This is a genomic window from Alkalicoccus luteus, from assembly GCF_052061695.1.
Taxonomy (GTDB): domain Bacteria; phylum Bacillota; class Bacilli; order Bacillales; family Salisediminibacteriaceae; genus Alkalicoccus; species Alkalicoccus luteus.
The window spans coordinates 376177-386625 of the sequence record NZ_JBPZEY010000002.1 but is presented as its reverse complement, the minus strand read 5'-3'; the positions used below and the strand labels follow the sequence as shown (position 1 = coordinate 386625).

9 protein-coding genes are annotated in these 10449 nt (G+C 47.7%); 7 read left to right on the top strand and 2 right to left on the bottom strand.

Translation table 11 applies throughout. From position 1 onward, the window contains the following. Positions 1–209: 209 nt before the first annotated feature. Complete coding sequence (gene acsA / locus ACSZLD_RS04055) at positions 210–1928, bottom strand: acetate--CoA ligase (RefSeq protein ID WP_377908463.1); 1719 nt, start codon at positions 1926–1928, stop codon at positions 210–212. Positions 1929–2123: 195 nt separating this feature from the next. Between acsA and fumC the strand changes: the two genes are divergently transcribed. The 4 genes from fumC to msrB all read left to right on the top strand — a co-directional run bounded on the left by fumC (position 2124) and on the right by msrB (position 5545). Next, positions 2124–3512, top strand: a complete 1389-nt coding sequence (fumC, locus tag ACSZLD_RS04050) for a class II fumarate hydratase (protein ID WP_444684299.1) — start codon at positions 2124–2126, stop codon at positions 3510–3512. Further along, positions 3512–4426 carry a dipeptidase gene (locus tag ACSZLD_RS04045; protein ID WP_377908461.1) on the top strand — a complete coding sequence of 305 codons (915 nt, stop codon included), beginning with the start codon at positions 3512–3514 and terminating at the stop codon, positions 4424–4426. The genes fumC and ACSZLD_RS04045 overlap by 1 nt, the downstream gene beginning before the upstream one ends. Before the next feature lie 157 nt (positions 4427–4583). Continuing rightward, positions 4584–5111: a peptide-methionine (S)-S-oxide reductase MsrA gene (msrA, locus tag ACSZLD_RS04040; RefSeq protein ID WP_444684298.1), complete on the top strand. Its 528-nt coding sequence runs from the start codon at positions 4584–4586 to the stop codon at positions 5109–5111. Beyond that, positions 5108–5545, top strand: coding sequence for a peptide-methionine (R)-S-oxide reductase MsrB (gene msrB, locus ACSZLD_RS04035; RefSeq protein WP_444684297.1), 438 nt, complete (start codon positions 5108–5110; stop codon positions 5543–5545). The genes msrA and msrB overlap by 4 nt, the downstream gene beginning before the upstream one ends. Before the next feature lie 100 nt (positions 5546–5645). Here msrB and ACSZLD_RS04030 read toward each other — a convergent pair whose 3' ends face one another. Next, positions 5646–7340 carry an ABC-ATPase domain-containing protein gene (locus ACSZLD_RS04030; RefSeq protein ID WP_444684296.1) on the bottom strand — a complete coding sequence of 565 codons (1695 nt, stop codon included), beginning with the start codon at positions 7338–7340 and terminating at the stop codon, positions 5646–5648. A 170-nt stretch (positions 7341–7510) separates the two neighbouring features. On the opposite strand from ACSZLD_RS04030, the gene ACSZLD_RS04025 reads away from it, so the two are divergent. The 3 genes from ACSZLD_RS04025 to ACSZLD_RS04015 are packed head-to-tail and all read left to right on the top strand — an operon-like array spanning position 7511 to position 10400. Continuing rightward, positions 7511–8719 carry an alpha/beta hydrolase gene (locus ACSZLD_RS04025; protein ID WP_377908456.1) on the top strand — a complete coding sequence of 403 codons (1209 nt, stop codon included), beginning with the start codon at positions 7511–7513 and terminating at the stop codon, positions 8717–8719. Then, positions 8707–9225, top strand: coding sequence for a hypothetical protein (locus ACSZLD_RS04020; RefSeq protein ID WP_444684295.1), 519 nt, complete (start codon positions 8707–8709; stop codon positions 9223–9225). Before ACSZLD_RS04025 ends, ACSZLD_RS04020 begins: the two co-directional genes overlap by 13 nt. A 17-nt stretch (positions 9226–9242) precedes the next feature. Further along, complete coding sequence (locus tag ACSZLD_RS04015; protein WP_377908454.1) at positions 9243–10400, top strand: aminotransferase class I/II-fold pyridoxal phosphate-dependent enzyme; 1158 nt, start codon at positions 9243–9245, stop codon at positions 10398–10400. The last annotated feature ends 49 nt before the right edge of the window (positions 10401–10449 follow it).

Below are 10449 nucleotides of genomic sequence, written 5' to 3'. Positions count from 1 at the left end.
GAAGGCCGCTCGGATTTCTGCTATTTTTTTGTCTTTTTCTCATTTCATTCCAAAAAAAAGCGGTACCGGACATATCCGGCACCGCTTTTTGTTTCAAGAAGAGCTTTTTAGACAGCCCCTCATTTCTGCTTTCAGGATTATGTAGGAGTTTAACGTTTAAAATCAGCTGAAACCCGCCCATTGAGGCGGGTTTCAGCTTGTGCGTTTCCTTAATTGTCATCCATTGTAGAGAGGTCGCCTGTCGGTTCGTCAAGCTCCCAGGCCTTTAAGACCCGTCGCATGATTTTACCGCTGCGCGTTTTTGGAAGCTTATCCTTAAACTCGATCTCACGTGGGACTGCATGAGCAGCAAGTTCCGTTTTAATAAATTTTCGGATTTCTTCCTTTAGTTCATCTGATTCTTCTTCACCGGATCGCAGCGCTATAAACGCTTTAATGATATGTCCGCGAATTTCATCGGGCTTTCCGATTACGCCGGCCTCCGCAACAGCAGGGTGCTCTACAAGTTTGCTTTCGATTTCAAATGGTCCTACTCGCTCACCCGCTGTCATTATGACATCATCGTTACGGCCCTGAAACCAGAAGTAACCGTCTTCATCGCGGTAAGCTGTATCACCGGATACGTACCAGCCCTCAATAGCAAAATATTCATTAAATTTCGGTTCATTGTTCCAAATTTTTCGCATTTGAGAAGGCCATCCGGCTTTAATCGCGAGGTTGCCCATTTCATTTGGCGGCAGTTCATTGCCGTGGTCATCGATGATCGCAGCATCTACACCAGGAATCGGCCGGCCCATTGAACCAGGTTTGATCGGTTCGGATGGGTAGTTGCAAATCAGCATCGCTCCTGTTTCTGTCATCCACCATGTGTCGTGAATGCGGTGCTGGAACACATCCCATCCCCAGCGGACAACTTCAGGGTTTAGCGGCTCACCGACGCTTAAAATGTGCCTCAGCGAGCTGAGATCATGTTTTTCGAGCGTTTCTTTAGGAGCTGCCATCAGCATCCGGAAGGCAGTAGGAGCGCTGTACCAGACCGTTACTTTATATTTATCGATCGTACCGTACCAGTCATCTGGAGAAAAACGGCCGCCACGGACAACGTTAGTCGCTCCGTTAAGCCATGGGCCGAATATCCCGTAGGAGGTGCCTGTCACCCAGCCAGGGTCGGCAGTACACCAGTAAACATCGTCCTCCCGAAGGTCTAGTACCCACTTCGCTGTTTGATAATGCTGCAGCATCGCGTGGTGTACGTGATAAACGCCTTTTGGTTTGCCAGTTGAGCCTGACGTATAGTGCAGAATAAATCCATCTTCAAGGTCGACCCATTCCAACGCGCTGTCATCCGTTGAAGCCGCTTTCATTTTTTCGTCGAGTGAAACAAATTTATCTCCAGCAGGCAGGTCCTGATCGCCGGCTACGAGGATATGTTTTAATGCAGGCAAGTCCTCGTGCGGAATGCGGGAGACCAAATCCGGAGTCGTCACAATCGTCGTCGCTTCGCTGTCCTCAAGACGGGCGCGAACAGCGTCCTGCATAAATGCCTCAAATAGAGGACCAACCACTGCACCGACTTTGATTGCTCCCAGAAGAACAAAATACAGCTCTGGTGAGCGGGGCATAAAAATAAATACCCGTTCGCCTTTTTCGACACCCATTTCTTTAAACATATGCGCAGCCTGGTTCGTTTTCTCCTTCATATCCTGAAACGTGTAGCGTTCGTCCCGGTTCGCATCTGAATAAAGAAGAGCCGTCTTGTTGCCTCGCCCTTCGTCTACGTGCCGGTCAATGGTTTCATAAGCAATATTAACCTTACCTGTCCTGTGCCAGGAGAATGCTTCTTTTGTTTGCTCCCAGTCAAAGGATTCTCGCATTTTCTCGTAGTCTTCAAGCTGGTATGTACCTTGTTGCGCTTCTAGAACTTCCATGCGGACACCTCCAGTAAATGTTAATACTTACATAGCCATCATAACGATATCATTCAGAAAATTCAATCGTTACCATTGTTTTTTCTTTCCAAAAGACGGTGCTGTCTTGATTTTACAAGCAAAAATAGGTAACGTTAAAGATGTATTTTATCCATTGTAAGTGTTTACATATTATGTCTCGGGAGGCGTTAGAACGTGGAATTCAGGACAGAGAAGGATACATTAGGCGAAATCCAGGTGCCAGCTGACAAGTGGTGGGGTGCCCAGACGCAGCGAAGTACAGAAAACTTTAAAATCGGTGCAGAAACAATGCCGCGTGAAATTACAGATGCATTTTCCGTACTGAAAGAAGCTTGCGCTGCGGCCAACGCAGATCTGGGCAACATGGAGGCTGAAAAAGCAGACATGATTCAGACCGTCTGCCAGGAACTGCGCGAAGCTAAAAACTATGACCATTTTCCACTCGTTGTGTGGCAGACGGGAAGCGGAACGCAGTCCAACATGAATATGAATGAAGTAGTTGCTTTCCGCAGCAACGAAAAATTCCGTGAGGGCGGTTCTGAATTATCCATCCACCCTAACGATGATGTAAATAAGTCACAAAGTTCCAACGATACATTTCCGACTGCTATGCATATCGCAGCTCTACAGGAAGTGCATGCCAGACTGCTCCCAGCTGTTAAGCAGCTCAGAACAACCCTTCGAAAGAAAGCAGAGCAGTTTGACGATGTGATTAAAATTGGGCGCACGCATCTTCAGGATGCAACACCGTTGACGCTTGGGCAGGAAATGAGCGGATGGGTGCATATGCTGGACAAATCAGAGGAAATGATTCAACAGTCTGCAGAGCAGCTTCGCCACCTTGCTATTGGCGGTACAGCAGTTGGCACCGGGATAAATGCCCATCCAGAGTTTGGAAAACGGACGGCGGACCATATTTCCAGAATTACAGGCGTAACGTTCCACTCTTCAGAAAATAAGTTTCATGCATTAACCAGTCACGATGAGATCGTGTACACACATGGGGCGGTAAAAGCTCTGGCTGCAGACCTGATGAAAATTGCAAACGATGTACGCTGGCTGGCAAGCGGCCCCCGTTCAGGCATTGGGGAGATTACGATCCCTGCTAATGAACCAGGCAGTTCCATTATGCCAGGCAAAGTAAATCCAACACAGTCTGAAGCACTTACGATGGTTGCCGTACAGGTGATGGGGAACGATGCAGCGATTGGATTTGCTGCCAGCCAGGGAAATTTTGAGCTGAACGTCTTTAAACCAGTCATCATTTACAATTTCCTGCAGTCTGTCCGCCTCCTCTCAGACGCTGTTCTTTCCTTTGATGAAAAATGTGCAGCAGGAATTGAAGTGAATGAGGAAATTATCGAAAAGCATGTACGCAATTCTCTTATGCTCGTTACAGCACTGAACCCTCATATCGGATATGAGAAAGCGGCAGAAATTGCGAAAACGGCATTTGCAGATAATAGTACACTGAAAGAAACAGCAGTCAAGCTCGGCTACTTAACTGAAGAACAGTTTGATGAATATATTGATCTGGAAAAAATGGTAAGGCCAAAAGCATAATGATTCCAGTGATCGATCTACATTGTGACGCACTGCTGCAGCTTCATACGATGCAGCCGCCTTCATTCGAGAGCAGTCAATTGGCTGCGTCAGGACCGTCATTAATAAGCGGCGGCACGAAAATGCAGCTGTTCGCTATTTTTATTGAACCTGAAACACATAGCGAAACGAAGTTTATCCATGCGTTGGAGCAGGCAGAGCTGTTTCACAGCTGTGTCAGCCAGTATCCGGGCATGAGAGCTGTTCAGCGCTGGGAAGACGTTCACAAGCTGCAGAAGGGCGAGACTGGCGCGCTATTGACGCTTGAAGGCGTGGATGCAATCGGAGGAGACATAGGCAAATTGAGAACGCTGATTCAGCTCGGCCTACGTTCGTGCGGACTGACTTGGAATGATGCCAACTTAGCTGCCGATGGTGTAGGAGAACCGCGCGGAGGCGGATTAACGCTGTTTGGACAGGAGATCGTCAGTCTGCTGAATGAACATAAGCTCTGGACCGACGTCTCTCATTTATCCAAGCGAGGATTCTTCGATGTGATGAGGGACGCCGAGCTTCCAGTCGCTACGCATTCTAATGCAGATGCTGTTCATGCTCATCCCAGAAATCTGGATGACGAGCAGTTGAAGGCGTTGTTTGAGCGAAAAGGTTTGTGCGGAGTTGTCTACAGTCCCGAATTTATCGGAGGCGGCAAAGAAAAGCTGTTAAAGCATGTCGATCATATGCTCGAAATAGGCGGAGCGGAATGCTTAGCGCTTGGCTCTGATTTTGATGGTTTAACAGAATATCCCGTCGGTTTGGAGAATGCCTCGTGTCAACAGCTGATGGCGAAGCTGCTGGAGCGTGAGTTTGGTAAAGAAACAGCAGAAAATATTTGCTGGAGAAATGCTGAAGCTTATATGCTTCGATCTGTATAAAAGCTGCGGCTGCCTATTCTGGGCAGCCGTTTTTATTAGCTTAAAGAGCCTTATAAGGATGTGTATCAGGCTCGACTCTAAGAAGACGGAAGCTCAACGCAGATTGCATGCCTTGTAGCTCTGACCATGATAGGATGGAGCAAAGGAGGGGGCGCACATGGAAAAGAAAGCTATATTTGCCGGGGGCTGTTTTTGGTGTATGGTAGAACCATTTGAGACACAGCCGGGAATCGAAAAAGTGGTCTCCGGCTATACCGGAGGCAGAACAGAAAATCCAACGTATGAAGAAGTATGTTCAGAAACAACTGGCCACTTGGAAGCAGTGGAGATTACGTATGACCCTGAACAATTTTCCTATGAGCGGCTGCTGGAGCTGTTCTGGCAGCAGATTGATCCTACCGATCCGGGAGGTCAGTTTCACGACCGCGGTGAATCGTACACAACCGCTATTTTTTATCATGACGAGAAGCAGAAACAGCTTGCCGAAAAATCAAAGCAGCGTTTGAACGAAAGCAAACTGTTTTCTAAACCGGTCGTCACGTCTATCCGGCCTGCAGAAACGTTTTATGAAGCTGAAACCTATCATCAGCAGTATTACCGGAAACATCCGCTTCATTATAAAATGTATAAAAAAGGAAGCGGAAGGCAGGATTTTCAACTGAAACACTGGAGGGATCAGGCATGAAGCGCGATTTGAAACAAGAGCTCACGGATATGCAGTACAAAGTAACCCAGCAGGATGGTACAGAACCGCCGTTTCAAAATAAGCTCTGGGACTTCTTTGAAGAGGGGTTGTATGTTGATATCGTATCAGGGGAACCACTGTTTTTATCAACAGATAAGTTTCATTCTACTTGCGGCTGGCCGAGCTTTACAAAGCCGGTGAGCGAAGAAGCGGTGGTTGAAAAGACGGATACGACGCATTTCATGGTGAGAACGGAAGTACGGAGCGCCGGTGCGGACTCACATTTAGGCCACGTGTTTCCGGACGGCCCTCCGCCCGGGGGACTGCGTTATTGCATCAATTCGGCCTCACTCCGTTTTATTCCGCTTGATCAACTGGATGACGAGGGATTTGGAGATTATAAGTCAGCTATTGCAGCAGGACGTTCAGAATAACAAACACGGTGCTTTCTGGATGTGGCAGCATGCAGAGTCCGTGGCAGTGATGCAAATGTAAATAAACGCCTGTGCCATTACCGGCACAGGCGTTTATAAGTTATCCATAAAGTGGAATACGATTAAATGCGGCGTAAAGCTCATGTTTTCTCGGCAAGGCGGTATTGCCAGGGTGCTTTGGATAAAAAGGGGAAATTGATTCTAATCCTTCCCGCTTCATCGTTTTGTACAGGCGGTCAATGACAGCGGAGAGGGACTCGCCACGGCGACAATTCTGGACACACCAAATCATCATTTGGGCGAGGGCTTCTGTTTGGGAAGGGGAAACGAGCTGTTCAACGTTGTGTAAATCCACCGTCCCCTTTCCAAACAACAGCGTATTTTTTCCTTTAGCCTGAATTTTCTTTTTTGGGTGCCACCGCTTTTTCATGGCATTCGCTGGAAAAGGTCTGGACGTATTTACCGGGAAACCACGTCCTTCCGGGTGGAAGTGGTCTGCTGGAAAAGACGCGGCAATTGCTTTCGCTTCGTTCGTCCGGTCGAAAGGAACATATTCATCCATTACAATTACATGATCTGCAGGTTCAAAATAATCTCCAGAGCCCCCCAACACCAGAATGGATGAAATGCCATTCTCTTCATAAAGCGGTCTTATTCGGTCTACGAACGGAGTGATCGGCTCTTTATCCGGACTGACGAGCTGCTGCATTCGGGAATCACGGATCATAAAATTTGTTGCGCTTGTATCTTCGTCAATCAGAAACAGCCGGGAGGAGGCCTGCATTGCTTCTGCTATATTAGCTGCCTGAGACGTACTGCCGCTTGCATCCTCCGTTGAGAAATTAGTAGTTTCTTTATTGCCTGGAAGTGTGTTGATGAAGGCTGATATATCGACATTCCAAACGCTCCGTCTGTCTTCAGCCCTTATTTTTACGGCGGTTTCGTCTGTCCAGACGAGTTCTCGGCCATCTTCTGCTTCATGATTATAAACTCCTCGTTCCAATGCCTGCAGCAGCGTACTTTTTCCATGATAGCCGCCACCGGCTATCAGCGTTACTCCTTTTTTTATAAGCATCCCTCTGACTTTTCCGCGGTGTGGAAGATCAAGCTCTATCGCTTGAGAAGCGGGGCTGATAAATGGCACAGCATGTTTCATGGGCTTGGCAGAGATGCCGGAGGCGCGGGGAAGGATCGAGTCATCCGCAATGAACGCACACCCTCCAAGCGCCGCTAGATGTCTGCGCCCCTCATCCTGATCATCCTGCAGATGAATCGCATCCTGAATCTTTTCTCGCGTAACAGACGAAATAGCGTTGCGTGCGGTTTCCGGGAGCTGCTCAGTGAGTAGCTCTGCAGCTTTTATCCCAAGAATTTTCCGGCCTGAAGCGGGAAGGCCTGTCGACAGTCGAAATTCTACAGCGTCCGGTTGAAACGAAACAGAAGTTCGATCAATTACTTCCGGACCAGGTGCATCAATCATGATCATGCCGCTTTTACCGGTTCCGGATACGGACTTTTGATTTTTGGCTGCATCACTGCAAGCCTTTGAGAACAGATGCTTGAGGCTGATCGTCCTCGAAAGGGTGGAAAAATCCTCTTCCTGCAGTGCTGTCATTTTCAACGGAACCTTTATCCGTACTCGTGAAGGTGCAGCAAATGGGTCTCCCTGCACATAATCAACGGCAAGTTCGATTCCATCAGCTGTTTCGTACGAACCTGCAATCTGCTTAAGCTTCGCATAAGACTGGCGATCCAAATGCTCCAGTTTTTTCTTAATTTCGTTCATGTGTTTCATACGAGGACCTCCTTTGAAAATGAGAGAAATAGAACCAATACGTTTCTGTCATCCCCTGTGTTTTCTTATTTTCGATCATGTATAATAGAGACATGCGGGCTAGTCGTGAACGAGCCTGAGCATCCACTGGAATACCCTAATGAACTTCACCATAAACGCGGAGGAACAGCATGAAGAAACTTCGGATCATCTGGCAAAACCTTTTTGTCCTCGTTTCTGCAGTCCTGGCATTGTTTTTAGTTTTGACAGCAGCTGCCGTTTTTTTATGGCAGTCAACAGAAGAAGGAAGACTGCCGGCAAAAACAGCAGTCGTTCTCCACGCGATTAATCATAATCTGGTGGATTTGGATATTAATATTAAGCCGCCAAGGATTGTCACCGGCGACAGCCCCGGCGGTACAAGTTTATTAAGAGAGGATTTTTATATCCCGGTACAGGGGGAAGCACAGATTCCTGTCCGCATGTATCGTCCTCAGGGCGAGGGACCGTTTCCTGTCATCATGTATTATCATGGTGGTGCATTTATGGAAGGGTACGGTGGATTGGATACACACGATAATATTCTTCGCTCCCTTGCTTCTAGAACCGACAGCGTCGTAATCGCCCCGGCATACCGGCTCGCGCCGGACCATATTTTTCCCGCTGCTATAGAGGACAGCTACACCGCTCTCCAGTGGGCTTTTGCAAATGCAGAGTCGTTCCGGGGGGACAACAGCACGATTTCAGTTATGGGGGACAGCGCCGGAGGGAACATTGCAACGGTTGTCTCGCAAATGGCGAGAGACCGTGACGGGCCTGATATCGCTTCTCAAGTATTGCTCTATCCATTGACAACGTTTCAGGATATTCCGCTTGCTTCGAGGGATGTGTATGACAGCGGCTATTACCTGCTGTCCCGATCTGTCATGTATAAAGCACGCGATACGTACACGCCGGAAGAATGGATGTGGAACCATCCATATACGTCTCCGCTTCAAGCCGATGATTTAAGCGCTCTGCCTCCTGCTTTGGTACTTACTGCTGAGTTTGATCCGCTGCGGGATGAAGGGGAACAATACGCCCGCAGGCTGAGTGAAGCTGGAGTACCAGTAAAAGCATCGAGATACAGAGGCGTTATGCACGGGTTCGTATCGTTTTATGAAGTGATGCAGACTGGCAGAAACGGACTGCAGGAGGCGTCGGCTTTTTTAAATCAGGCGCATCACGGAGCACTCGTATTCAGAGACCAGTATGAACTGCAGGTCAAACAACCGCCACAAGGGATAGACAGAGTCAGGGAGCAGACCGAAGCTTTTGCTATTGCTGCTTACCTGCTCGGAAGAACAGGGGCGGATCTGCTTACTACACAACATATCAGGGGGCGAACATGGATCGAATAGACAGTCGTTATTTTCGAATGGGAATCCGCATTTTTGCGGTTTCCCTCCTCATATTTGTTCTTATTTACAGCGCCTATTATTTATATGTCTATATGAACTGGGGACTCCGTGAAGGAGTCGGCTATTTATTGCTTTCAGACGGCATTTTTCTGCTGCTCCTGCCAGTCGCAGTGCTGCTTTTCTTTTTGCACTGGGTGGGATGGTGGCTGGCAATGATTGTCTTTACATATTTTTTAACAGCAAAAGTAGTTGGGATCGCTGCTAACTTCTTTTTGCTCCAAGCCGGCTTTATTATAGATCAGGATGGCGGACTGCGATGGGGCATCGAATTATTTTATCTGTTTTTATATGCTGGAATTTTAATTTTTTTAGCATTGAGACCAATTAAATCAGAGTTAGGCGTACACACAGGAAAAATGAAAATTCCTTCTTTTTGGAAAATTTTCCCTCCAGCAGTGCTTTTGTATGCTCTGCAGTTTTATGCGGCGTTTCAATTGATGAATTAGAAAGGTGATAGGTAGTGATGAATCTGCAAATTAACAGGAACGTAGAAGCGATTCAAATTTCCGGAATCCGTCAATTTTTTAACAAAGTTCAACAGGTTCCGGATGCTGTTCAGCTTACGATCGGCCAGCCGGATTTTCCAACTCCAGAGCATATTAAACAAGCTGCAGTGAGGGCGATCGGCGAAAATAAAACGAGCTATACTGCGAACGCAGGGACTATGGCGCTTCGGAAGGCAGCCAGCAGCTGGGTCCATTCCCACTACTCGCTTACATATGAACCTGAGTCTGAAGTGATCGTCACAGCAGGTGCTTCTCAGGCAATCGATACGACTATGAGAACTATTTTACAGCCTGGGGATGAAGTGATTCTGCCAGCTCCGGTTTATCCGGCCTACGAGCCGATTATTCGGCAATGCGGAGCTGTACCCGTTTACGCTGACACGCGCGAAACGGCTTTTAAACTGACACCGGATCATATTAAGCAGCTGTATACTGCTAATACGAAAGCGGTTATGTTGCCTTACCCTTCAAATCCGACTGGAGCGGTACTCACAAGAAGCGAAATGGATCGTTTATATGATGTGCTTCGTGAGAAAGATTGCTTCGTCGTTACCGATGAAATTTACAGTGAACTCACGTTTGACGGACCGCATATTTCAATGGGAGCGTATCCCGGAATGAAAGGAAAAACAATCGTGATTAACGGGTTGAGCAAGTCACATTCCATGACGGGCTGGCGTATTGGTTTTATATTTGCTCCTTCTGAGATAGCGAAGCATCTGCTGAAAGTCCACCAGTATACAATCAGCTGTGCAAGCTCTGTATCTCAGGCTGCCGCGGAGCAGGCTTTAACAAAAGGACTCCGAGATCCTGAAGCGATGAGGGAAGTATATCAGGAGCGGCGCGATTACTTGTTTAACCGACTTCAGGCAATGGGAATGGAAGTACAAAAGCCTGGTGGAGCTTTTTATTTGTTTCCTTCGATTACAGGCTCAGGATTGGACGCAGATGATTTTGCGGAGCGGCTTTTATTTGAAGAAAAAGCGGCAGTAGTGCCGGGAACTGCTTTTTCTGCATGCGGTGATACATTTATTCGGTTGTCCAGTGCTTATGCAATGCCCGAGCTGAGGGAAGCAGCCGACAGGCTGGAGCAATTTTGGAATAAGGTGACGTAAGTATGCAATACTTTCGTCGTTCGGGGGCTTTTAGCGCAAATATGAAGAA

Excerpts from the sequence above, each read along its gene's own strand:
- ACSZLD_RS04030 (WP_444684296.1), bottom strand. The coding sequence starts at position 7,340 with ATGAAACACATGAACGAAATTAAGAAAAAACTGGAGCATTTGGATCGC.
- msrB (WP_444684297.1), top strand. The coding sequence starts at position 5,108 with ATGAAGCGCGATTTGAAACAAGAGCTCACGGATATGCAGTACAAAGTA.
- ACSZLD_RS04015 (WP_377908454.1), top strand. The coding sequence starts at position 9,243 with ATGAATCTGCAAATTAACAGGAACGTAGAAGCGATTCAAATTTCCGGA.
- msrA (WP_444684298.1), top strand. The coding sequence starts at position 4,584 with ATGGAAAAGAAAGCTATATTTGCCGGGGGCTGTTTTTGGTGTATGGTA.
- acsA (WP_377908463.1), bottom strand. The coding sequence starts at position 1,928 with ATGGAAGTTCTAGAAGCGCAACAAGGTACATACCAGCTTGAAGACTAC.
- ACSZLD_RS04020 (WP_444684295.1), top strand. The coding sequence starts at position 8,707 with ATGGATCGAATAGACAGTCGTTATTTTCGAATGGGAATCCGCATTTTT.
- ACSZLD_RS04045 (WP_377908461.1), top strand. The coding sequence starts at position 3,512 with ATGATTCCAGTGATCGATCTACATTGTGACGCACTGCTGCAGCTTCAT.
- ACSZLD_RS04025 (WP_377908456.1), top strand. The coding sequence starts at position 7,511 with ATGAAGAAACTTCGGATCATCTGGCAAAACCTTTTTGTCCTCGTTTCT.